At 66.2% G+C, this 22,411-nt stretch carries 29 protein-coding genes; 19 read left to right on the forward strand and 10 right to left on the reverse strand.

Annotated features, from left to right (window positions below; translation table 11 throughout):
• Positions 1-159 precede the first annotated feature (159 nt).
• The 6 genes from AC13C7_RS01960 (at position 160) to AC13C7_RS01985 (ending at position 4,194) form a co-directional block, all read left to right on the forward strand.
• Positions 160-447 carry a rod-binding protein gene (locus AC13C7_RS01960; RefSeq protein ID WP_407925861.1) on the forward strand — a complete coding sequence of 96 codons (288 nt, stop codon included), beginning with the start codon at positions 160-162 and terminating at the stop codon, positions 445-447.
• Positions 444-785 (forward strand): hypothetical protein, encoded by a 342-nt coding sequence (locus AC13C7_RS01965; RefSeq protein WP_474888984.1) that lies wholly within the window; start codon positions 444-446, stop codon positions 783-785. The genes AC13C7_RS01960 and AC13C7_RS01965 overlap by 4 nt, the downstream gene beginning before the upstream one ends.
• A 220-nt stretch (positions 786-1,005) precedes the next feature.
• Entirely contained in the window at positions 1,006-2,541 is a 1,536-nt protein-coding gene (locus tag AC13C7_RS01970; RefSeq protein WP_482866450.1) for a flagellin N-terminal helical domain-containing protein, read from the forward strand.
• A gap of 86 nt (positions 2,542-2,627) precedes the next feature.
• Positions 2,628-3,002, forward strand: a complete 375-nt coding sequence (flaF, locus tag AC13C7_RS01975; RefSeq protein ID WP_172320363.1) for a flagellar biosynthesis regulator FlaF — start codon at positions 2,628-2,630, stop codon at positions 3,000-3,002.
• Complete coding sequence (gene flbT / locus AC13C7_RS01980) at positions 2,999-3,403, forward strand: flagellar biosynthesis repressor FlbT (protein WP_172320362.1); 405 nt, start codon at positions 2,999-3,001, stop codon at positions 3,401-3,403. The genes flaF and flbT overlap by 4 nt, the downstream gene beginning before the upstream one ends.
• Positions 3,400-4,194 carry a DUF1217 domain-containing protein gene (locus AC13C7_RS01985; RefSeq protein ID WP_482866451.1) on the forward strand — a complete coding sequence of 265 codons (795 nt, stop codon included), beginning with the start codon at positions 3,400-3,402 and terminating at the stop codon, positions 4,192-4,194. The genes flbT and AC13C7_RS01985 overlap by 4 nt, the downstream gene beginning before the upstream one ends.
• Here the strand turns inward: AC13C7_RS01985 and AC13C7_RS01990 are convergent.
• A complete protein-coding gene (locus AC13C7_RS01990; RefSeq protein ID WP_482866452.1) occupies positions 4,191-5,498 on the reverse strand; it encodes a FliI/YscN family ATPase in 1,308 nt (435 codons plus the stop codon). The two genes, AC13C7_RS01985 and AC13C7_RS01990, sit on opposite strands and share 4 nt — an antisense overlap.
• A gap of 94 nt (positions 5,499-5,592) precedes the next feature.
• On the opposite strand from AC13C7_RS01990, the gene AC13C7_RS01995 reads away from it, so the two are divergent.
• The 9 genes from AC13C7_RS01995 to AC13C7_RS02035 are packed head-to-tail and all read left to right on the forward strand — an operon-like array spanning position 5,593 to position 10,150.
• Complete coding sequence (locus AC13C7_RS01995) at positions 5,593-5,931, forward strand: flagellar basal body protein (protein WP_172320359.1); 339 nt, start codon at positions 5,593-5,595, stop codon at positions 5,929-5,931.
• Between the two features lie 14 nt (positions 5,932-5,945).
• Positions 5,946-6,332, forward strand: coding sequence for a flagellar basal body rod protein FlgC (gene flgC, locus AC13C7_RS02000; protein ID WP_482866453.1), 387 nt, complete (start codon positions 5,946-5,948; stop codon positions 6,330-6,332).
• 12 nt (positions 6,333-6,344) lie between these two features.
• Positions 6,345-6,635 (forward strand): flagellar hook-basal body complex protein FliE, encoded by a 291-nt coding sequence (gene fliE, locus AC13C7_RS02005; protein WP_172320357.1) that lies wholly within the window; start codon positions 6,345-6,347, stop codon positions 6,633-6,635.
• Complete coding sequence (locus tag AC13C7_RS02010) at positions 6,635-6,901, forward strand: flagellar biosynthetic protein FliQ (RefSeq protein WP_407925860.1); 267 nt, start codon at positions 6,635-6,637, stop codon at positions 6,899-6,901. Before fliE ends, AC13C7_RS02010 begins: the two co-directional genes overlap by 1 nt.
• Positions 6,901-7,629 carry a flagellar hook-basal body complex protein gene (locus AC13C7_RS02015; protein WP_474888990.1) on the forward strand — a complete coding sequence of 243 codons (729 nt, stop codon included), beginning with the start codon at positions 6,901-6,903 and terminating at the stop codon, positions 7,627-7,629. Before AC13C7_RS02010 ends, AC13C7_RS02015 begins: the two co-directional genes overlap by 1 nt.
• A 19-nt stretch (positions 7,630-7,648) precedes the next feature.
• Positions 7,649-8,434 carry a flagellar basal-body rod protein FlgG gene (flgG, locus tag AC13C7_RS02020; RefSeq protein WP_172320355.1) on the forward strand — a complete coding sequence of 262 codons (786 nt, stop codon included), beginning with the start codon at positions 7,649-7,651 and terminating at the stop codon, positions 8,432-8,434.
• A gap of 1 nt (position 8,435) precedes the next feature.
• A complete protein-coding gene (gene flgA / locus AC13C7_RS02025) occupies positions 8,436-8,855 on the forward strand; it encodes a flagellar basal body P-ring formation chaperone FlgA (RefSeq protein WP_482866454.1) in 420 nt (139 codons plus the stop codon).
• 11 nt (positions 8,856-8,866) lie between these two features.
• A complete protein-coding gene (flgH, locus tag AC13C7_RS02030) occupies positions 8,867-9,607 on the forward strand; it encodes a flagellar basal body L-ring protein FlgH (RefSeq protein ID WP_446119309.1) in 741 nt (246 codons plus the stop codon).
• A 12-nt stretch (positions 9,608-9,619) separates the two neighbouring features.
• A complete protein-coding gene (locus AC13C7_RS02035; protein ID WP_446119307.1) occupies positions 9,620-10,150 on the forward strand; it encodes a flagellar basal body-associated FliL family protein in 531 nt (176 codons plus the stop codon).
• On the opposite strand, the gene AC13C7_RS02040 is transcribed toward AC13C7_RS02035, so the two are convergent.
• The 9 genes from AC13C7_RS02040 to AC13C7_RS02080 all read right to left on the reverse strand — a co-directional run bounded on the left by AC13C7_RS02040 (position 10,138) and on the right by AC13C7_RS02080 (position 19,020).
• Entirely contained in the window at positions 10,138-10,482 is a 345-nt protein-coding gene (locus AC13C7_RS02040) for a TraB/GumN family protein (RefSeq protein ID WP_172320352.1), read from the reverse strand. The genes AC13C7_RS02035 and AC13C7_RS02040 overlap by 13 nt on opposite strands.
• Positions 10,479-11,564, reverse strand: a complete 1,086-nt coding sequence (gene flhB / locus AC13C7_RS02045; RefSeq protein WP_172320351.1) for a flagellar type III secretion system protein FlhB — start codon at positions 11,562-11,564, stop codon at positions 10,479-10,481. Before flhB ends, AC13C7_RS02040 begins: the two co-directional genes overlap by 4 nt.
• Complete coding sequence (locus AC13C7_RS02050) at positions 11,561-12,328, reverse strand: flagellar biosynthetic protein FliR (protein WP_482866455.1); 768 nt, start codon at positions 12,326-12,328, stop codon at positions 11,561-11,563. The genes flhB and AC13C7_RS02050 overlap by 4 nt, the downstream gene beginning before the upstream one ends.
• Positions 12,325-14,403: a flagellar biosynthesis protein FlhA gene (gene flhA / locus AC13C7_RS02055; protein ID WP_482866456.1), complete on the reverse strand. Its 2,079-nt coding sequence runs from the start codon at positions 14,401-14,403 to the stop codon at positions 12,325-12,327. The genes AC13C7_RS02050 and flhA overlap by 4 nt, the downstream gene beginning before the upstream one ends.
• An 85-nt stretch (positions 14,404-14,488) precedes the next feature.
• Entirely contained in the window at positions 14,489-16,528 is a 2,040-nt protein-coding gene (locus AC13C7_RS02060; protein WP_482866457.1) for a hypothetical protein, read from the reverse strand.
• The gene (gene motA, locus AC13C7_RS02065; protein WP_446170082.1) at positions 16,525-17,394 is read right to left on the reverse strand and encodes a flagellar motor stator protein MotA; all 870 of its coding nucleotides are present in this window, start codon (positions 17,392-17,394) and stop codon (positions 16,525-16,527) included. The genes AC13C7_RS02060 and motA overlap by 4 nt, the downstream gene beginning before the upstream one ends.
• 27 nt (positions 17,395-17,421) lie before the next feature.
• A complete protein-coding gene (locus tag AC13C7_RS02070; RefSeq protein ID WP_482866458.1) occupies positions 17,422-18,024 on the reverse strand; it encodes a MotE family protein in 603 nt (200 codons plus the stop codon).
• Positions 18,025-18,027: 3 nt separating this feature from the next.
• Complete coding sequence (locus AC13C7_RS02075; protein WP_482866459.1) at positions 18,028-18,501, reverse strand: hypothetical protein; 474 nt, start codon at positions 18,499-18,501, stop codon at positions 18,028-18,030.
• The gene (locus tag AC13C7_RS02080) at positions 18,502-19,020 is read right to left on the reverse strand and encodes a flagellar basal body-associated FliL family protein (RefSeq protein ID WP_446170084.1); all 519 of its coding nucleotides are present in this window, start codon (positions 19,018-19,020) and stop codon (positions 18,502-18,504) included.
• A gap of 124 nt (positions 19,021-19,144) precedes the next feature.
• On the opposite strand from AC13C7_RS02080, the gene fliF reads away from it, so the two are divergent.
• Genes fliF through fliP form a run of 4 tightly spaced genes read left to right on the forward strand, consistent with a single transcriptional unit; the run spans position 19,145 to position 22,386 of the window.
• Positions 19,145-20,794, forward strand: coding sequence for a flagellar basal-body MS-ring/collar protein FliF (gene fliF / locus AC13C7_RS02085; RefSeq protein WP_482866460.1), 1,650 nt, complete (start codon positions 19,145-19,147; stop codon positions 20,792-20,794).
• Complete coding sequence (locus AC13C7_RS02090) at positions 20,791-21,390, forward strand: hypothetical protein (RefSeq protein ID WP_446120054.1); 600 nt, start codon at positions 20,791-20,793, stop codon at positions 21,388-21,390. The genes fliF and AC13C7_RS02090 overlap by 4 nt, the downstream gene beginning before the upstream one ends.
• Entirely contained in the window at positions 21,383-21,664 is a 282-nt protein-coding gene (locus AC13C7_RS02095) for a FliM/FliN family flagellar motor switch protein (protein WP_172320341.1), read from the forward strand. The genes AC13C7_RS02090 and AC13C7_RS02095 overlap by 8 nt, the downstream gene beginning before the upstream one ends.
• Before the next feature lie 41 nt (positions 21,665-21,705).
• Positions 21,706-22,386 (forward strand): flagellar type III secretion system pore protein FliP, encoded by a 681-nt coding sequence (gene fliP / locus AC13C7_RS02100; protein ID WP_172320389.1) that lies wholly within the window; start codon positions 21,706-21,708, stop codon positions 22,384-22,386.
• The last annotated feature ends 25 nt before the right edge of the window (positions 22,387-22,411 follow it).

The following is a 22,411-nucleotide window of genomic DNA, read 5'->3' on the forward strand; positions in this document are numbered from 1 at the left end:
GGCCGACAGGAACGGATATTGGGGCAAGGGGACAATGCCGGCTGTCATGCGGTCTCAAATCCAGGCTTCTTCCAGAACTCCGGGGCAGAATTGACCAGATAGCTTACCAAATCTTTACGACCGCGGCGGATAATCGCTCCAACTTGAGGAGGTTTCCCCGTGACCGAGATTGCACAATCCGTCGCCGCCGGACCGCCCCCCACCCCTGAGCGAACCGCGCAATTGCGCCAGGTCGCGCAGGATCTGGAGGCATCTTTCCTGGCCGAGATGCTGCGCCATGCGGGCGCGGGGGCCGCGCGCGATACGTTCGGCGGTGGCGTGGGGGAGGAACAGTTTTCGTCTTTCCTGCGCAATGAACAGGCCCGCGCAATGGCCCAGGGCGGCGGTATCGGCCTGGCCGAATCGCTCTTCCAGGCGCTGGTCGCGCGCGAAGGCGGCGGGCCATGATGCGCGCCGATCCGCTCGAGACGCTCGAGGCCGCGCTGGAGGAGCAGGGCGCCAGGATCATTGCGGGTGCCTTCGACGGCCTGGCCGAGATCGAGGCCCGGTTGACCGGCGCGCTTGCCGCCCTCGCCGCGCATCCGCCCGACAGGGCGCAGGGCGGTCGGCTGGACCGGATCAAGACACGCGCCGCGCGGCAGGGGCAGCTTTTGCAGGCCGCGCTGCGCGGGGTGCAGGATGCGCGCGCCGCACGACAGGGCGGGCGCGGCTTTACCAGCTATGACAGCCTGGGGCGCGCTGACCGGATCGGCGGCACCCGCCCGCGTTTCGAACGGCGCAGCTGAGCCCCGCGATTTTCGCTAAAATCCACGGGAAAAACCATTTTTCCTTAGGGGGTTGTTAGAGCTTTCCGACCCAGTGTGACCCTGCACCTGACCCAGGTGGCGTGACGGACCGAACGAGGACGTTACAGGCGTCAGAAGGACGTTTCGAGTGAGCCTGCGAAAGCAGGTCGGATCAATGGGCGCGGAACCTGCGCCCGGCAACTTGAAGGAAGGGCACTCCATGTCCAGTATTCTGACCAACACCAGCGCCATGGTCGCGCTGCAGACGTTGAAAAGCGTCAACACCGACCTCAACAAGACCCAGACGGAGATTTCCACCGGCAAGCGTGTCGATTCGGCCAAGGACAATTCCGCCGTCTGGGCGATTTCCAAAGTGATGGAGTCCGATGTGAAAGGCTTCAAGGGTATCTCGGAGAGTCTCTCCTTGGGTGAATCGACCGTGGCGGTCGCGCGCAACGCGTCCGAAACGGTCACCGACCTTCTGACTGACATCAAGGGCAAGATCGTCGCCGCGCAGGAGGAGAACGTCGACCGCGCCAAGATCCAGACCGATATCGACGCGCTGCGCGACCAGATCAACTCGGTCGTCGGTGCGGCGCAATTCAACGGGCTGAACCTCGTCAAGGGCACCGATGACGTGAACATCCTGTCCTCGCTGGACCGGTCGGAGAACGGCTCGGTCTCGGCCAGCAACATCACGGTGAACCGCCAGGACCTGACGGCCACGGCGGGCGTCTATGGCAGCGGCGCGTCGCTGGCGACCAACATCACGGCGGCGGCAGGCAGCATCGACAGCACCGCGGCGGCCAATTCCGTGGCGCTGACCTATGCCAACACCTCCGGCGCCGATTCGCTGGAACTTTCGATCAATGGCTCGACCGTCACGGTGGCCTTCGATACCGATGCGGCAACGATGATCGATAATGCCGAGGGGCAGATCAACGCGCTCGGCCTGACCGGGATCACCGCATCCTCGAACGGATCGGGCGTCCTGACCCTGTCGAACACCAACTCCTTCGAGGAATTCACCGTCGGCTGGAACTCGGGCGGCACCGATACAATCGCGATGGCCAATGCCGGCACCGGCGACTCCGCTGTCGCGGCAACGGGCTCCGACACCACCAACCTGACCTATCGCGCCGAAGCGGTGGCGCTGGACACCCAGGCCACCGTCAACGATGGCGACAGCTACCGCATCTCCGTCAACGGCAACGACTACGACTATGTCGCGGGCAAGGGTGAGACCATGGAGGACGTGGCGCGCGGGTTGAAGACCGCGGTGGATGCGGGCGGCGAAACCGGTGTGACCACCAAGGTCACGGGCAACGCCACCGATGGCTGGAACGTGCTGGTCGATTATGACGGCAGCGACGCCACGGGGGGTGCGACCATGACGTTGACCGATAACGGTCAGGCGGGCGGCACCGCCTCGGGCGGGCTCTTCGGTCTCGACAATATCGACGTGACCAGCGATGCCGGGGCCGATTCGGCGCTGGATAACGTGGAAACGCTGATCCAGAACTCGATCGACGCGGCGGCCTCCTTCGGCTCGGCGCAGGGCCGGATCGAGACCCAGACCAACTTCATCGATTCCCTGGTCGATTCGCTGAAGGCGGGGATCGGCACGCTGGTCGATGCCAATATGGAGGAAGCCTCGGCCAAGTTGCAGGCGCTTCAGGTTCAGCAGCAGCTGGCGACGCAATCGCTGTCGATTGCCAACCAGGCGCCGCAGTCGATCCTCTCTCTCTTCCGGTAAGGCCGGGTTCGGGCCGGGGCATGATCCCCGGCCCGGATTTCGCATCCGTGCCCCTGACCTGACCCCCATCGGAAGGACCCCTCGCCGTGACATCCTCATTCCTGGCCCAATCGGCCTACGCCTCCGTCAATTCCGCCGTGAAGACCGAACGCGGCACCGAACACGCCGCCTTTGAACGGGTGACCGCGCAGCTTTCGCGCGCCGCCGGACCCGAGGCCAGCATGGCGGCTCGCGCCGCCGCCCTGCATGACAATCGCAGGCTCTGGACGCTGATGGCCGCCAACGTGGCCGATGCCGAGAACGCCCTGCCGCAACCCCTGCGCGCGCAGATCTTCTACTTGGCCGAATTCACCCTGCAACACAGCCGCAAGGCGCTGAAGGACGGTCTGCCCTTCGCGCCGCTGATCGAGATCAACACCGCCGTCATGCGCGGGTTGCGGGGGGAGGCGCAGGCAGCATGACCGGTCTTGTCCTGAAACTCAGCCCGAAGGAGCGCGTGCTGATCAACGGCGCGGTGATCGAAAACGGCGACCGGCGGTCGCGCCTGTCCATCATGACACCCAATGCCAACATCCTGCGCCTGCGCGACGCCATCCACCCCGAGGAGGTGACAACGCCGGTCCGGCGGGTCTGCTATATCGCACAACTTGTTCTTTCAGGGGACGCCGATGAGGACGAGGCGCGGATGCAGCTTCTGCGCGGGATCGAGCAATTGAGCCAGGTTTTCACCGACCCCGACAGTCGCGGGCAGCTGGCCATCGCCACCGAACATGTCGTGGGCGGCAATGTCTACCAGGCGCTCAAGGCGTTGCGCGTCCTGTTGCCGCGAGAGGAAAGGCTGATGGCGGCGCGCCCGTCGTGAGCTACACGCCCGTCATCCCGCTTGGCGGTTACACCGGCTGGCAATTCCTGCAACGGACCCAGTCCGATCAGAGTGCGGCATTGGCGAACACGCCGTCCCTGCAACGCGACATGCAGTATTTCCGCGACAATATCGGCACGGTCGCGACCGGCGAAGACCTGGTCAAGGATTACCGCCTGCTTCGCGTGGCGCTGACCGCGTTCGGGTTGCAGGACGATCTGCCCAACAAGGCCTTCATCCAGCGTATCCTGGATGATGGCGTTGTCGCGGACGACGCATTGTCCAACCGGCTGGCCGACAAGCGGTATCGCGAGTTTTCCAAGGCGTTCGGGTTCGGCACCGACCTGCCGCCGCTCTCGCGCCTGCCGGGCTTTGCCGACCGCATCCTCGACCGCTTCACCGAGCAGAGCTTCGAGCAGGCCGTGGGCGAGGTCGATGGCGACATGCGCATCGCGCTCAATGCGGCGCGCGAATTGCCCGAAATGGCGGCATCCGGCGGCAGCGAGTCCACCTTGTGGTTCCGCGTCATGGGCAACACACCGTTGCGCACCGTCATGGAAACCGCCTTCGGCCTGCCAAGCTCGATTGGCGGGCTGGACCTGGACCGGCAGCTGGAGATCTTCCAGGATCGGGCCGAATCCGTCCTCGGTTCAAACTCCATCACGCAGTTTTCCGACCCCGAAGCGATGGATGACCTGATCCGCGTGTTCCTTGCCCGCAGCCAGGTGGCGCAGTTTTCCGTCGGCACAAGCTCGGCCTCGATCGCGTTGACGCTGTTGCAGGGCGTCTAACCGGCGGCGGCCAGCACGTCCTGAAGCGCGGCGAAGGCGGCTTCCGGCCCGTCGCTGTCCGCGGTCAGGAACGCATCCAGCCCCGGCCAGACCTTGATCGCGGCGTCGATGGCCGGGTCGGAGCCATCGGCGTAGAGGCCGGCCTGCAGCATCAACTCGGCCCGGTCATAGGCCCCCAGATGCCGGCGGGCGGTGGCGATCTGCAGGTTTTCCTCGGCGCTGGCCGCGCGCGGCAGGCTGCGCGAGACGGAGCGCAAGAGGTCGATCGCCGGGAACCGCCCGCGTTCGGCAATTTCGCGGCTCAGCACGACATGGCCATCCAGCACCCCGCGCAGCGTGTCGGCGACCGGCTCCTCCATGTCAGACCCCGCGACGAGGACCGAGAGGATCGCGGTGATGTCGCCCTGACCCTCTGCCCCCGGGCCGGCGCGTTCGCAAAGCGACATGACGGCCTGCGCCATCGAGGCGGGATAACCTTTGAGCGAGGCGGCCTCGCCCGAGGCCACCGCGACCTCACGATGGGCCTGCGCAAAGCGGGTGATGCTGTCGGCCAGGAGCAGCACATTGGCCCCCTGGTCGCGAAAGAACTCGGCCACCGCCATCGTCGTCCAGGCGGCGCGCTGGCGCACCAGCGGCGAGCGGTCCGAGGTCGCGGCGATCACCACCGCGCGTTGCAGACCGTCTTCGCCAAGTGTTTCCTCGACGAAATCGCGCACTTCGCGGCCGCGTTCGCCGATCAACCCGATCACGATCACATCCGCCGAGACCCCGCGCGCGAGGCGTGACAGGAGGTGCGATTTGCCGACGCCGGAGCCCGCGAAGAGGCCAAGCCGCTGACCTTGCACGATGGGCAGAAGCGTGTCGAACACCGCCAACCCCGTCGGCAGGCGCGCGCCCATGGCGCGGCGGCGCGTGGCGGGTGGGGGCGCGGACTGCAGGCTGCGCGGGGTCGGCCCGGGGAACAGGGGCCGTCCATCCAGCGGCGTGCCATCGGGGTCGATCACCCGACCGATCCAATGCACCCCCGGCGCGATCATGCGTGGCCCCAGGTGACGCACGGCATCGCCGGGGCGCAACCCCTCGACCGGGCCCTCGGGCAGCACCTGCGCACGGGTCCGGCCCATGCGCACGATCTCGGCGCGCATCCCTCCCGCGATCTCGACGCAATCGCCAATGGCCGCAACGCGGTTCAGCCCGGTCACCCAGAGGCTGCCCGACTGGAGTTCCACCACCTGGCCCATCGAATGAACGGGCCGGATGCGCCCGAGCCGGGACAGGAGCGGATCGAAATAGGGCTGCTGCATGGAGACTCTCCGACAAGGCAAATGGGGCGCACTTACGGTTTCTAAACGAATCAGGGTTAAGCCTTGGTGTAGTCAGATCGAGGGAGAAGCCCCGATGTTCAATAATCTGGAAATTCTGGGGCTTGCCCAGGCCCGCGCCCGCCATGCGGCTGCGCGTCAGGCGCAGGTTGCCACGAATATCGCCAATGCCGATACGCCGGGATACCGGGCGCGCGATGTCGCGTCCTTCGATCAGGTGTTCCGCATCGACGGGGGCAGTGCCCGTCTCACGCTCAGGACAATCGACGCGGGCGGCGTGCAATCCCCGAACGGCAATACCGTCAGCCTCGAGACCGAAATGGTCCGCTCGGTCGAGGCGCAGCGCGACCATTCCCGCGCGCTCATGGTCTATCGCTCGGCGATGAACGTGATGCGCGCCGGACTTGGCCGGTAGAGGGGGCGTGACGCATGAGTGAATTCAGCAGCGCGCTTTCGATTGCCGCCAGCGGAATGCGCAGCCAGACCGTGCGGCTCTCCCATGTCTCGGAGAACATCGCCAACGCCGACACGCCCGGCTATCGCCGCAAGCTGACCAGCTTCGAGCCCGGTCGCCGTGACGTGCCCGGCGCCGTCACCACCGGCCCGGTGCGTCTGGACCGGACGGAATTGCCGCAGGTCTATGACCCGTCGCACCCGTTGGCCGATGCCTCGGGGTATTACAACGGGTCGAATGTGGACCTGATCGTCGAGATTGCCGACGCAAGACAGGCACAGCGCAGCTACGAGGCGAATATGCGCGTCTTCGACCAGGTGCGGCAGATGTCATCTTCGCTCAACGATCTCTTGCGCCGGTAAAGGAGGGGTAGATTGGATATCAGAACGTCACTCGCGGCCCAGGGCTATGGCCAGGCCAGGCAGGCCACACATGCGCCGCCCGCACAGCCCGACGCCGGAAATGCCTTTTCCGAGGCCATCCGCAACTTTACCGACACCGTCCAGCAGGGCGAGCGCATGGCGACCGCGGCGATGACCACCGGCGCCGATCCGCACGCTCTGGTCACCGCTCTGGCGCAGACCGAGCTGGCCGTGGAAACCGCCGTAACGGTGCGTGACAAGGTGGTCGAGGCCTACCAGGAGATCCTGAGGATGCCGGTCTGATGGATGAAGCGGTCTTCTTCGACACGCTCCGTCAGGGGCTGTGGGTGGCGGTGATGATTTCCACCCCCATCCTGACCGTGGCGTTGGTTGCGGGCCTGGTCGTGGGCCTCTTCCAGGCGCTGACCTCGATCCAGGAAATGACGCTGACATTTGCGCCGAAACTGGCAGCGATCCTGGCCGTCTTCTGGGTCTCGATGGGGTTCATGACGCAATCTCTGGTCTCCTATTTCACCGACACGCTGGTGCCGCTGATGGAGGGGATGTGATGGATAATTCCGGGATCGTCACCCTGACGCGGCAAGCGGGCCTTCTGCGCGAGATGCAGACCGTGGCCAACAATATCGCCAATATCTCGACCGCCGGGTTCCGCGCCGAGGGCGTGATCTTCGCCGAATATGTGGCGCAGCTTGAGGGGGCGAATGGCGGCAGCCTGTCGATGGCCAATGCCTCGGGGCGCATGATCCGGATGCAGCAGGGCGATATCGACCCCACCGGCGGCAGTTTCGACTTCGCGATCGAGGGCGAGGGGTTCTTCCTGATCCAGACGCCCGAGGGCGACCGCCTGACGCGCGCGGGCAGTTTCTCGCCAAGCGCGACGGGGGAGTTGGTCAATCCTGACGGTCACATGTTGCTGGATGCGGGCGGCGCGCCGATCTTCGTGCCGCCGGACGTCGAAAATGTCAGCCTGGCGCGGGATGGCACGCTGTCTGCCGATGGCCGCCCGCTGGCCCTTCTCGGGCTGTGGCAGCCGGTCGATCCCGCCGATCTCAGCCATCGCGGCGGCGTGCAATTCGCGGTCGATGGCGAGATGCAGCCGGTGCTGGAGGGGGCGACGATCCTTCAGGGCTTCATCGAAAACTCCAATGTCGATCCGGTCGGCCAGATCGCCCGCATGATCGAGGTGCAGCGCGCCTACGAGATGGGCCAGGGCTTCCTGGAACGCGAAGACGAACGGGTGCGCGGGTTCCTGCGTGCCATCGGGTCCACCCAGTAAGGTAGAAGGAGGTCCGCCGATGCGCGCCTTGATGATTGCGGCCACGGGCATGAGCGCCCAACAGATGCGGGTGGAGGTGATCTCCAACAACCTCGCCAACATGAACACGACGGGCTACAATGCGCGGCGCGCCGATTTCGCCGACCTGCATTACCAGCAGGCCACACGGGCCGGCACGATCAGCGCCTCGGACGGGTCGGTGGTGCCCGCGGGCGTGCAGCTTGGCCTTGGCGTGCGGCCCGCCGCGGTGTCGGTGAATGTGGCGCAGGGCAGTCTGAGCCAGACCGGCGGCGACCTGGATGTGGCCATCGAAGGGCGCGGCTATCTTGAGGTGACGCTGCCATCGGGCCTGCCCGCCTATACGCGCGACGGGTCCCTCAACCGCACCGGCGACGGACAGATCGTGACCTCGGACGGCTTCACCGTCGCCCCCGGCATCACCGTGCCGGATGATGCGCGCAGCCTCTCTATCAACGCGCAAGGCGAGGTCTATGCCTATTTCGCCGACCGGGTCGAGCCTGAGCTTCTGGGGCAGTTCACGCTGGTGAATTTTTCCAACGACCGGGGGCTGGAGGCGATGGGGTCGAACCTCTTCCTCGAGACCGCCGCGTCGGGGGCCGCGATCCAGGGCGATCCCGGCGAGGATGGACTCGGCACGCTGAGGCAAGGCTATCTTGAGGACAGCTCGGTCGATTCCGTGCGCGAGATCACCGACCTGATCGAGGCGCAGCGCGGCTATGAGCTCAACGCCAAGGTCATCACCGCCGCCGACCAGATGCTCGGCGCGACGACGCAGATCCGCTGACATGCGCTGGTTGATCGCTCTCCTCTTCGCCGCCACGCCCGCACTGGCCGACACGGTCGTTGCCAATGGCACCATCCGGTCCATGAGCGTGATCGGCCCCGCCGATGTGCGCCTTGTCGCAGGCGACACGCCGGGCGCGATCCTCGACCTCGCGGCCGCCATCGGCATGGAGGCGCGGGTCAACCTCTATCCTGGCCGCCCGATCCGCCCCGGCGACCTGCGCGAACCGGCGGTCATTAACCGCAATGAAATCATTACTTTGCAATATGACGCCAACGGCCTCCTGATCGTGACCGAGGGGCGCGCGCTGGATCGTGCGGGCATCGGCGAACGGCTCAGGGTGCTCAACCTGTCCTCGCGCACCACCGTCACGGCGACGGTTCAGGGCGCGGGTCTCGCCACGGTCGGCCCCAGCTACTGATGAGGAATTCCATGAGATTTCATACCGCCCTGGCCATCGGCCTGATGATCCTTGCCACGATGCTGGTCGGCTGCGGGCGGTTGGCCGATGTCGGGCGCAGGCCGGATTTCAACACAGTGACCGATGGCAATGAGTTCTACGCGATGAACGTGATGTCCTTGCCCCTGACGCTGGAGGATGAAGGGCCCAGCGCCGCCTCCTCGCTCTGGTCGGGCGGGCGGCAATCGCTCCTGGGGGATCGGCGCGCGATGCAGCGCGGCGATATCCTGACCGTGGTGATCGAGATCGACGAAAGCGCCGAGATCTCCAATTCCTCGGACCGGTCCCGGTCGGGGTCGGAACAGATGGGCGTGCCCAATTTCTTCGGTATTCCGCAACGCATCGACCGCGACCTGCCGGAAGGGGCCAGCATGGCCGATGCGGTCGGGCTCAGCTCCTCCAGCCAGTCGGGCGGCCAGGGGTCGGTGCGCCGGAACGAGGAACTGACCTTGCGTATCGCCGCCACGGTGACGGATGTCCTGCCCAACGGCGTCTTGCGCATCGAGGGCAGCCAGGAGGTGCGGGTGAATTTCGAGCTGCGCGAATTGCTGGTCTCGGGCTATGTCCGCCCCGCCGATATCTCGCGCCAGAACGAGATTACCTATGACAAGATCGCCTCGGCGCGCATCTCCTATGGCGGGCGCGGCCAGATCTCGGATGTGCAGCAGCCCCGCTATGGCCAGCAGATCGCCGATGTCCTCCTGCCGTTCTGAAGGGCGCGCGCCATGATCCGCCTGCTCATCCCCGTGATCTTGCTCATTCTCGGCCTTGGCGGCGGCGTCGGGGCCGGGATGATGCTGAACGGCGATGCGGGGGGCGGGGACAGCCAGGTCACCGACGGTGATCGCGCCGACGCGGATAGCGATGGCGAGGAGGCCGCCGATGAGGGTGATGGGGATGGCGGCTATGGCGAGGAAGCCGACCCCGACAGCCCCTATGAATATGTCCGCCTCAACAACCAGTTCATCGTGCCGATCATCCGTCACGGCAGCGTGCGCTCGCTGGTGGTGATCTCGCTGACCGTCGAGGTTCTGAATGGGGAAAATACCCTGGTCTATTCGCGCGAGCCGCGCCTGCGCGATGCCTTTCTGCGGGTCATGTTCAGCCACGCCAATGTCGGCGGATTCGACGGCAGTTTCACCACGGTCGAAGCGATGGCCCCGCTGCGCACCGGCCTGCGCGAGGCGGCGCAGCAGATTCTGGGTGAAATCGTCCACGACGTTCTGATCGTCGATATCGTGCGTCAGGACGCCTGACCGCTGAGCTTGTCCAGAACCTGGCGGCGACCCTCTTCGTAGCGGGCCCTGTCGCGCGCGACCTCCAGGCTCGCGCGCGCATTGGCCATGCCGCGCGACCGCGCCTGCAGGTCGGCCTCGCACCCCACCATCCAGCGCGCCGCCTGCAGCGCGGTTGCGGGATCCTGCAGTGCCGGTTCGATGGCCGCTTTCCGCTTCCTCAATCTGTCGATATCGGCCTGCCGGTCCTGGACCTGTCGCAGCTCGGTCGCGGCCTCGGCCTTGGCGCGGGTGGCCTTGATCTCGGCGATCCCGGCCAGCAGGGCCAGACGTTTCCGGGCCGCGGAAGTCATGTCAGGGCCCGCGCAATCCGGCGCATCCGGTCGGCAAAGCGGATTGCGGCGGCCACGGCGCGGTAGTGATCGGGCGCAATACCCTGGCCGACCTCGATCGTGGCATGGAGCGCGCGGGCCGTGGGCGGGTCGCTGTAAATCGGCACACCGGCCTCCGAGGCGACCTCGCGGATGCGCGCCGCGGCGTGGTCGACGCCCTTGGCGACGCAGACCGGCACCTCGCCCTGGTCGCGTTTCCAACTCAGCGCGACGGCGTAATGTGTCGGGTTGACGACGACCACGTCGGCCCCCGGCACATCGGCAAGCATCTTGTTCAGCGCGATATCGATCCCCTTCTCGCGCCGCTGCTGTTTCATATGCGGATCGCCCTCGGATTTCTTGGTCTCATCGACCAGTTCCTGCCGGTCCATGCGGTGTTTTCGGTGATGCGCGCCGACCTGCCAGACGTAATCGATCAGCGCGAGGAAGGCGGCCAGCATCACGACGGCGGTCAGGAACTCCAGCGACAGCCGCCCCAATTCGCCGGTGATCTGCCCGCCGGAGCTATGTGGTGTCGCAAGAATCCGGTCGCGGCGCGACCAGAGCATCCAGGCCAGAAGCGCGCCGTAGAGGCTGAGCTTGGCCGCGGCCTTGGCGAATTCGAACAGGCCATTGCGCCCGAACTTGTTCTTGGCACCGGACAGGGGCGAGATGCGCGAGAGCTTCGGCGTCAGGTTGGTGGGCGTGAACAGGATCGCCCGCTGCGCGAAGAGCGACAGGATCAGAAGTGCGCCGGGCACGACCAGGATGATCCCCGCAGGCACCCCGATGGCCAGTAGCACGCCGCCGCCCGTGGCCTGCCCGCCGCGCGACAGCATCAGGCGCGACAGGTCGGGGGCCTGGTCCAGCAGGACCGCCAGGCGCGATCCGATCTGCTGCCCGAGCGTGGCGCCGAAAAGCGCCAGCACCAGGAGAAACCCGCCATAGACAATGGCGGTGTTCAGGTCGCTCGACCGGACAATCTCGCCCTTCTTGCGCGCCTCCTCCAACCGCGCGGGCGTCGGGTCATATGGCTTGTCGCCGGGGGGGGTATCCTCGCTCATGGGGTCATCGGGGCGGCCAGAACGGCCTGCATCATCCGCATCCAGACCGGCAGGATGATCGGCGTCGACAGGAACAGGATCGCGAGCCCGCCGAAGGTGATCGCGGGCGCGCCGACAAAGGCGACCATCAGCTGCGGCATGGCCTTGTTGATGACGCCGAGCGCGACATTGTAGAGAACCGAGGCGACCAGGAAGGGCGCGGCCAGCGAAAAGGCCAACCGGAAGGAGGCGGCGACCCTCCCGATGCCCCAGGTGGCGAGGTCGCCTGCGACGGGAACCTCTCCCGCGGGCAAGATATCGTAGCTTTCAAGCAGCATCCGCGCGACATGGACATGCAGGCCCAGAAGCACCGCCAATGCCATGCCCGCAAGCATCAGGAAACCGGCGATGGCCGGTTGCGGATCAGGCGCCGCGCCGCCGGCGATCTGGCTGAGCGATGTCGCCTGCGCGGCCATGGAGCCCGCGATTTGCAGCGCGTGGACCATGAGCCGGATGGCGATGCCAAGAAGCAGCCCCGCCAGCGGTTCGGTGAAAAAGACCCGGGCGTCCAGACGTGCCGCGCTGTCCGTCAGGCTCGGGGCCAGCGCGGGGGCCAGCAGCACCGTCATCGCCACCGCCACGCCAAGCCGGACACGGGCGGGGATGTATTGCTCGGCGATCGTTGGCAGCACCAGGAAACACGCGCCGACGCGCAGGAAGACGAGCAGCGCCAGGGCCAGCCAGGTCTGCGACGTGCCCAGAAGTTCGGCCAGCGCAAGGGTCATGGCGCGGCCACGCCGACGAGGGCGGGTTTCGCCTCCAGCCCGATCTCCTCGAAGGAGAGGACCGGGTTCAGGATGCCGCGCGATAGCAACACGGTGCGCAGAAAGCGGCGGCGCAGGGCCGAGGTGACGATGGCGGGATAGGTGCCGTTCTCGCTGGCCTGTGCGATCTTGTCACCGATGGACCGCGCGAGGGAGTTGAAGGTGTCGGGCGGCAGCGCGATCTCGGGCAGCCCCCCCTCACCGCCGATCTGGTATTCGGCAAAGATATCCTCCCACTGGCCGGCAAGCTGGACCAGCGGCAGGGTACCGTCATCGCGCTTGAGACCCGAGACCAGTTGGAATCCGAGCCGCTGGCGGACATGTTCGCATAGCAGGTTGGGTTGCTGGATCGTGGGCCGCGCCTCGGCGATGGCCTCAAGGATGAGCGGCAGGTTGCGGATCGAGACCTGCTCAGCCAGCAGGAGGCGCAGCACACCATGCAGCACGTCCATCGGCACCTTGTCGGGCACCATTTCATTCAGCAAGCGACGGTTGCCCTCGGACCGAGTCGGGTCGGATAGTTCCACGAAAGCGTCAAGCTGGCGTTGCAGCGCCTTGAAGGTCAGCAGGCGCGAGAGGTTCTTTTTCAGCGTTTCCATCAGATGCGTGGCCAGAACCTCGCCCGGCGCGACCACGGTGGCCCCGGTCATGGCGGCGCGGTCGCGGTCTTGCGGCACGATCCAGCGCGCGGGCGCGCCATAGACGGGTTCGGACACGTCACGGCCCGGTGGCAACGCGCTTTCATCGCCCGATTTGAGCATCAGGAACCCCTCGATCTCCAGGCTGGAGCGGGCATGTTCGACGCCCTGTATACGGATCGAATAGGTGCCGGACGGCAGGTCGTCGCGGTCGGTCAGGCGGATCTCGGGCAGGATCAGGCCGAAGCTGCGCGCGATATGGTCGCGCATGTTGCGGATGCGCGCATCCAGTCCGCTGCCGGGATCGAGCGCCATGGAGACGAGGTCCGGCGCGAATTCGACATGGATATCGTCAAGCTCCAGCACGTCGCCGATGCGTTCCGACGGCCCGGCCGTATCCGTCCCGGTCTCCACCGGGGCAGCCTCACCTTCGCGGCGCAGAGTTGCCGCGCGGAAGAACGCCGCCGCGGCCAGCCCCGCCGCGCCCATCACGAAGGGCAGGAAGGGCAGGCCCGGCACGACCGCGAAAAGCGCCATCAATGCCGCCACCGTGGCCAGGGCCGTGGGGTGGCGGCCAAGCTGCGTCAGCAGCGCCACATCGGTCGCCCCGGATGTGCCGCCGCGCGCCAGCAGCAGCGCCGAGGCAATCGCGATGATCACCGCCGGAATCTGGCTGACCAGCCCGTCGCCCACGGTCAGGACGGAATAGGTTTCAAAGGCCTGTGACAGCGGCATCCCGTGCATGGCAGTGCCGAAGATCAACCCCATGACAAGGTTCAGAAGCGTGATCAGAAGGCCCGCGATCGCGTCACCCTTGACGAATTTCGACGCCCCGTCGAGCGAGCCGAAAAAGGTCGTCTCGGCCTGTTCGACCTCCCGCCGACGCTTGGCCTCGGCATGGTCGATGGCGCCCGCCGACATATCGCTGTCGATGGCCAGTTGCCGCCCCGGCATCCCGTCGAGGGCAAAGCGCGCGCCGACCTCGGCCATGCGGGCGGCCCCCTTGTTGATAACGATGAAATTCACGATCAGGAGGACGCCGAAGACGACCAGCCCCATCACCACGTTGCCGCCCATGACGAACATGGCAAACCCCTCGATCACGCCGCCCGCGGCGGAGGTGCCAGTATGGCCGTTGCCGATAATCAGCTTGGTCGAGGAGACGTTGAGCGAGAGCCGCAGCATCAGCGAGGCGAGCAGCACGGTGGGGAAGGCCGAGAAATCCAGGGGCCGTTCAATGAAGAGCGTGACCGTGAAGATCAGGATCGCGAGGCCGAAGGACATGGCGAGGCCGATATCCAGGACCCAGGACGGGACCGGCAGGATCATCATGACGATGATGGACATCAACGCGAAGGCGAAGAGGATGGTCGGCTGAAAAATGTCCCGGATGCTCATCAGTTTCGCTGGCCTTTCTGACCGAACTCGAACCGGGCCTTCAGCCCCTGCCATCTAGGTATAAAATCAGAGGGTTACCAAAAGCTTAGCTTCCGGGCTCGGCTGTGGTGAGAAGCGCCTGAACCGCGGCACGCCGGGCGCGGCTTTCCTCCAGCAGGGTCGTGATCTCCTCGCTGCCGGTCGCAGGCGCGGGTGGTGGGTTCACCGGGGCGATTCCGGGGTCGGGCGCTGGCCGGTCGGTCCCATCCCGGGTCAAGCGCTCGAAGGCGCGGGTCAGAATCTCCCGATCGGCGGCGCGGTCGGTGCCGCCTGCCATGATGACGTCGCGGGCAAGGTCGGGCAGGCCGTTCGACAGGAAATACTCGGCGACCTGGCGGCGATAGGCGGGTGACGGGAAATGGCCGAACTGGCCAAACTGCGGTGAGGAGAGCAGGATCAGAAGCTGCGCGGTCTGGTCCTGATCCATCAGGATATCGACCACGTCCGTGAAGATCGGCATCGCGGCATCGGCGTCGCGCTGCATCGTCGCCGAGAGGTGCTGCATGATCGGGTCGAGATTGCCGTCGAGCGCATGGGCCAGCGCCGTGACATGGACCAGCCCGTTCCGGTCGGGTTGCGGGTCGGTTTCCAGGATCAGCGCCTCGGCGGCGATCAGGTCGGCGGGGTCGGCACGGCCATCGGTCTCGATCTGGGCGCGCAGACGATGCGTCATCGCCGAGGCCGCATTGCTGGCGCTGACATGGGCGGGCGGGGCGGTCGGAGCGGCCAGTCCGGGGGCGGCCTCGGCCAGGTCGAGATCGAGAAGGGTCAGCGCCTCGGACGGCAGGCGTCCGCCCCGCCCGATATTCTCCCGCACCTCCATCGCGGCGGCGTCATCGCCGGTTTCGACGAAATTGCGGGCCAGGTCCGGGCCGAAGAAATCGCGCAGGATCGCGGGCAGAGCGTAGAAATCCGCGAGGATCCGCGCGCGGACCTCCTCATCCGGCCTGCTTTCGGACGGAGCGGTCAGAAACAGCCAGAAGGCCATCGCAGGCGCGCAACTGTCCTGCATGTCGAAGCTGCCAAGCGTGCCGCGTCGACCCTGTTCGAGATATTGGGCGAGACCGGCATGAAACGGCGCGTCCAGTCCGGCCTGCGACAGCCAGAAGGCGGCCTCGGCCCCGAAACCGTGATAGAGGTAGAACTCTGCCAGCAATTGGGCCTGACCCGCAACCAACTGACCGCGATCGTCATAGAGCCCGACGCGCAAGGCCCCGATGCCGTTGGCGAAACTCATCCCGTCGGACCAGTCCGCCACCGGTCTGGCAGGGGGCGCGATGCAACTGGTGGTCGCAGGGGGGATCAGCCGCTCGGGCACGGTATTGGCATTGAGGTCGAAGGCGTTGGCCATTTCAAGCGGGGGGGCAACCGTGGCCTCGGGCGCGGGGGGGTGCGGGTCGGGCGGGGTGGCCTCGGACGGCTCCGGTTCAGGGGGCGCGACCGCGGGATCCGGGTCGGCGCTGGCGAAGGGCTGGCCGGGGGCGATGTCCAGAAGCCCGGCGGCGGTTGCCCGCGCCAGTTGCTCGGCCAGCGCATTGCCAGCATCGGTGATGTCGATGCCGGGAAACTCCGCGGCAGCGAGAGGCGCAGGAGGCAACGGGGACAGGTCGGGCGCGGCCTCGGCCTCGATGACGAAGGGTAGGCGCAGTTGCGGGGCGGACATGCCGTCGGGGGTCGGCGCGGAAGGCGGAGCCGCAGCCACCTCCGGCTCGGGCTCGGGCGGCGAATAGGGCGTGTCGTTGATATCGATGATGAGGAAATGGTCCTGGTAGCGCTCCAGCGTGACGGTGCAGGCGCAGGCAAGGTCCAGGCGCAAACCGTCCCCGGCGCTGATCTCGGTCAGGCGATTGCGTCCGATCAGGGTGAAGACGCCGGACAGATCGAACCCCGGCGCATCGGGTGTGAACCGGATCAGAACGCTGTCGCCCGTTCGCGTCATCTGCCAGTCCCGATCCGCGCCGACCCGCGCCACCAATCGGGTGAAGCCCGCATGATCGCCCGAGCGTATTGAAATGGCCTGCGCCATGGTCTGCTGTCCGGCCAGGAGCAGGCAGAAGGCGCAGAAACAACCGATCAGCGCCCTCATGCCGCGGCCTGCCGCAGACCTTTGAGCGCGTCCTCGAGATCGTTGAAGGAGGGGCGAATATGGCCCGGCGTGTTCTGGCGCCCGACCTCGATACAGATATTGGTCGCGTGATGGTGCAGATTGGCCACCAGAACCTCGCGGATCAACCCGTAGAAATGATGCTCCTCCTCGATCACGGTCTTGACCTTGGCGGCGAAGGGGCCGACCAGACCATAGGCCAGGAACACGCCCAGAAAGGTGCCGACAAGCGCGCCGCCGATGAGTTTGCCAAGAATTTCCGGAGGTTGGTCGATCGAGCCCATGGTCTTGATCACCCCCAGAACCGCCGCGACGATGCCAAGCGCGGGCAGCCCGTCGGCAATGGTCTGCAACGCGTGCGAAGAGTGCATGGCGTGATGCAGGCTGGCCTCCATCCGCTTTTCAATCACATCCTCGACCTGGTGCGGATCGTCGTAGTTCAGCGAGGCCGAGCGCAGCGTGTCGCAGATCAGATCGACGGCCTCACGGTCGGCGAGAATCCGGGGATAGGTGCTGAAGATTGAGGACTCCGCGGGGTTCTCGGTATGTTCTTCCAGCGCCACGGCGTTTTCGCGCCCCAGGCGGATCAGTTCATAGAGAAGGCAAAGCAGGTCGCGGTAATCCTCGTGCTTCCATTTCGGCCCCTTGAAGACCTTGAACACGTCCTTGACCGTATGCTTCACGCCCGAGAAATCGTTCGACAGGAGGAACGCCCCGACCGCCGCACCACCGATCATGGTCATCTCGTAGGGCAGCGAATAGAGGATGATGTCGAGATTCCCGCCCGAGGCGAGGTAGCCGCCGAAGACCATCCCGAAGATGACCAGGATACCGATAATTCCTATCATGCTGAACCTTCTGTTCCTGCTGATCCGTCAGGGTTGCGTTGCGGGCGGCGTGGCGTTGCGGGTCGCCAGCAGGACCGAGATCGAATAGGCGACGGCGGGGTCCAGCTCGGCCAGCACTCCGGCCGCGGCATCGGACTGCATCCGGCCCAGGAAACCGGCGGCAAAGCTCGGGTCCATCTGGGTGAAGAGGGCGGCGGCGTCGCCCGCATCCATCGTCTCATACATCTCGGTCAGGCGTTCCAGGTCCGATTCGGCGGCCGTATCGGACAGCGACAAAAGCGCCTCCAGGCGAGCCTCGGTCTCCTCCAGCGCGGCGAGCTGGCCGGTGACCATGGCCTCGGCCTCGGCCACGGCCTGCGCGCGGGCGTCAATCGCGGCTTCGCGCGTGTCCAGCCGTTCGGCCCGGCCCTCGACGCGCGAGAGCGCCAGTTCCAGCGGTTCGATCGCGGCGCATTGGCCTGGATCGGATGAATTGGCGGCGGTCTCGCGCTCGGGGTCGCCCGCTGATGCAAAGGCGATGTCGAGCGTGCCGATGCGCAGGGCACCTGAGGCCATGAAAAGCGCGAAGAATGTCACCAGACCGATGCGTTGCCAGAGCTTGCGACGCGGTTTTCCTGTCGATTTGCCCATGGCTCAGCCGATCTCCGCAAGGCGGGATTTCTTTTGCAGAAAGAGAGGGATGGCGTCGTCCTTCTCATCCTCGGGCGGATGGCGGCGCGAGCCGAATGTCACGACCGGTTCGACCGGCTGCACTGTCTTCTCGATATCCCATGCTTCCAGGTTCGCCTCGGTCGGTCGGGCGTCTTCGGGCGGGGCGAGGTCATGGCAGGCCGACATGGTCAGTTCCAGTTCCTCCAGCAGGCGCTGCGCCTCGGCGTTGAGCTCCTCCAGCCGGGTTGCGGAGCCTTCCGAGCCCGATCTCGTCTCGGCCAGTGCCTTGCTCATGTCATCGACCTGCGCCGACAGCACGGCGATGGCACCGCCGAGCCCGTTGTCGATGCGCGACAGCCGGGTCAGGCGGCGCGACAGGATCAAGCAGAACGTCCCCGCCCCCAGGGTCGCAAGGATCAGGAGGATATCGGCTGCGTTGCTCAGGATCAGGTCCATTCAGTTCACCACGAATTCAGTCACGAGAAGGTCACGCACCAGCACATCGCCGGTGACGATCTGGATGCGGCGCAGAAGCTGCGCGCGCAGGCGCACGAGGGTGCGGGGGTCGTTCAGCTCCTCCATGTCGATAACGCGCAGGTAGCTGTTCAGCACGTCGAGGACGCGCGGCAGGAGATGCGTGACCTCTTCTGCATCGTCGGGTGCGACCTCAAGCTCGGCCGAGAACATCAGGTGACGTCCGGCGGTGCCGGGGCCGAGCGAGATCACCAGCGGTTCGAGCGGGACGAAGGCGACCTCCTCCAGCTCGGGGCGGATATGGGTCACGACTTCGTCTTCCTCTTCGTCGCCCTGCCCGTCATCCGAGGCCGACTCGACCGATCCGGCCAGGGGGCCGCTGGTCACCGCCCAGTAGCCGCCCGCGCCGCCGCCGCCCGCCAGCACAAGGCCGACAAGCAGCGGAATCAGAAGACCTTTCTTCTTTTTCGGGCCGTCTTCGGCTGTATCTGTCTCGGCCACGGTCCGCACCTCCTGCGCTTGTCTGGCAATCCGATCATTAGCCGCTCAGCACTAACCAAATCTTAAGCGGCTTGCGTTTTGATCGCCCTCATCAGGCCAGAACGGCTGAGAGGAGATTTCATCGGTGCAGCAGCTCATTGATACCTGGGGGGGCCTGGATCTGCGGCGTCGCGCGACCCTGCTCGGGGGCATAGCGGGTCTTGTCACGATGCTTGTTTTCCTGTCGCGCATGGCCATGGCCCCCAGTTTCGCGCTGCTCTATTCCGGCCTCGATCCCGCCGCCGCAGGTGAGGTCATAACCGCGCTGGAGGCGCGCGGCGCGCGCTATGAGGTGCGGGGTGATTCGATCCATGTCGAGGCGGTGGACCGCGACGCGCTGCGCATGAGCCTGGCGGGTGAGGGGCTGCCCGCGCTTGGTGCGGCGGGCTATGAACTGCTCGATTCGCTGTCGGGGTTCGGCACCACGTCGCAGATGTTCGATGCCGCCTACTGGCGCGCGCGCGAAGGCGAATTGGCCCGCACCATCGCCGCAAGCCCGCGCATCCGCGCCGCCCGCGTGCATCTGGCCACATCCGACAATACGCCCTTCCAGCCCGAAGCCGAGCCGACCGCGTCGGTCAGCATCCGGCCCGTGTCGGGCGGCATCACCTCCAGCCATGCACAGGCGCTGCGCTACCTCGTTGCCTCTGCCGTGCCGGGGTTGCTGCCGGAAAACGTGACCATCATCGATTCCGATTCGGGCCGCGTTCTGGCCGGGACTGACAGCCAGAGCCCGACCTCGGACGCGACCGGGCTCGCCGACGGGCATCGCCGCAATATCGAACGTCTCCTCAATGCGCGCGTCGGCCCCGGCAACGCGGTGGTTGAGGTCAGCGTCGAATTGATCAACGCCTATGAAACCGTCTTCGAGCGCCGGATCGACCCTGACAGCCGCGTCATTATCGGCACCGAATCCGAGGAAATGACCAACAGCTCCTCGGAAAATGGCAGCGGGGCGGTGACCGTCGCCTCCAACCTGCCCGAGGGCGACGCGGCAGGGGGCGAGGGCGGCCGGTCCACCCTGCAGAACTCCGAAACCCGCGAAAGCGTCACCTATGACGTGTCGGAAATCCAGCGCGAAACCGAAAGCGGCCCGGGCACGATTCGCCGCATCAGCGTGGCGGTGCTGGTCAATGCGGTCTCGGCCCCCAATGCGGATGGCATCCTGGAAACCGCACCGCGCGATGCCGCCGAATTGGCCTCGCTGCAGGCGCTGGTGCGCTCGGCAATCGGCTATGACGAGGCGCGCGGCGATGTCGTGACCATCGAATCGATGGCGTTCGAACCGGTGCCGAACCAACTGCCCGATGATGTGGCCGGTGCGGGAATCTTCGCGCGTTTCGACTTGATGAACGCCCTGCAATTGCTGGTCCTGGCCATTGTCGCGCTGACCGTGGCCTTCGGTGTCATCCGACCCCTCTTCGCGCAACAGCCGCGGGGCGAGGGCGGGCCCGACAGCCCCCCCGGTACATTGGCCGGACCCACCCCCGCCCTCGGCATTGCCGCACCGCCCGACAGCACCACGGCCCCCCGCGCCGCGCTGGCCGCGCCCGCGCAGGAGCAAGCCGCAAACGCGCCGGCGCGCGAGGCCCCTCCGCTGGAAAACGCCCCCGCCCTGGTGACGGAAGAACCCCCCGACCCGGTCGCGCGTCTGCGCCGCCTGATCGAGGAACGAGAGGAGGAAACGGTTGAAATCCTGCGCTCCTGGATGGCCGAGGATGAGGAGGCGACATGAGATACCGTGCCCTGAAACTGGAGGTCTTCGGCGCAACCCCTGTAGCCGCCTCGGCCCCGTCCGATGTCGATGTCGAGGAGGTCCGGCTGGCCGGGTACGAGACCGGCTACCAATCGGGATGGGACGATGCGACCACCGAGCGGGAGAAGTCCGACCAGTTGATTGCCGCCGACCTGGAACGCAACCTGCGCGACATTTCCTTTACCTATACCGAGGCGCGGAACGAGGTCCTGACGGGCCTCGGCGGGCTTTTCTCGTCGATCCTGTCGCAATTCCTGCCCGCCATCGCCGCCGAAGCCGTCGGTCCGATTGTCGATGCCGAGCTTGCGGCGCTGACCAACGATCTGGGCGAGGCGAGGTGTGAGCTTCTGGCGGCCCCGCGCACGGTTGAGCAACTGGGCTGGCTGGCCGAACGGCATATGGAGATCGACCTGCGCCTGACCCCAGAGCCCGCCTTTGCAGATGGCCGCGTCGCGTTGCGCTTCGCGGGCGAGGCGCGGGAGATCGACCTGTCCGCCATGGTGGACGCCATGGCGACGGCGATCCGCGACTTCACGCAGCAAGAACCCCAAGAAGAGGAGCGGCGGAATGCCTGACCTTCCCGAATCCCGGAGCGCGGGCCAGACCCGCCTGCGCTCCGTCCCCGTCGAGGTCCGCGTCTGCGTCGGCCATGCCCGGCCCACCGTGGCCGAATTGCTGGAGCTGCGCCAGGACGCGGTGCTGCCGCTCGACCGGCGCATCGAGGATCCGGTGGAACTCTATGTCGGCGACCGGCTGGTCGCCTATGGCGAGTTGGTGGAACCCGACAGCTCCGGCACGGGCGCGCTTGGCGTGCGGCTGACCGGCCTGGTCGATGGCGGTGCGGCATAAGCGTGCGCCCGCCACCGCTGTCCCTGATCCTGGTCCTCCTGATGCTGGCCGCCGCGCCGGCGGCAGCACAGGATATTTCCATCGACCTGGGCGAGGGCGGGTCGCTGACCGCGCGCACCTTGCAGATCATCGCGCTGATCACCGTGCTCAGCCTGGCACCGGGGCTGGCGATCATGATCACCTGCTTTCCCTTCGTGGTCACGGTCCTGTCAATCCTGCGCCAGGCCATCGGCTTGCAGCAATCGCCGCCCAACATGCTGATCGTCAGCCTGGCGCTGTTCCTGACCTATTTCGTCATGTCACCCGTGTTCGAGGCCGCCTACCAGGCCGGGATCGGCCCGCTGATGGAGGGCGACATGGACACGATGGAGGCCCTGGCCCAGGCCTATCAGCCCTTTCGCAGCTTCATGATGGCCCGCGTCGATCCCGACACGCTGCAATCCATGGCCAGCTTGCGCGAGGTCGCGGACCTGGGCGCGCCCGAGCCTTCCATCCTGATCCCCTCCTTCATGCTGAGCGAGGTGGAGCGCGCCTTCCAGATCGGGTTCCTGATCTTCCTGCCGTTCCTGATCATCGACCTCGTGGTAGCGGCGATCCTGATGTCGATGGGCATGATGATGGTGCCGCCCGCGATTGTTTCCTTGCCCTTCAAGCTGGCCTTCTTCGTGGTCGCGGATGGGTGGGCGCTTGTCACCGGCGCATTGGTGCGCAGTTATTTCTGAAGAGGGAGATCCCATGCAATCTGAA

This window comes from Alterinioella sp. B-7, from assembly GCF_056857775.1.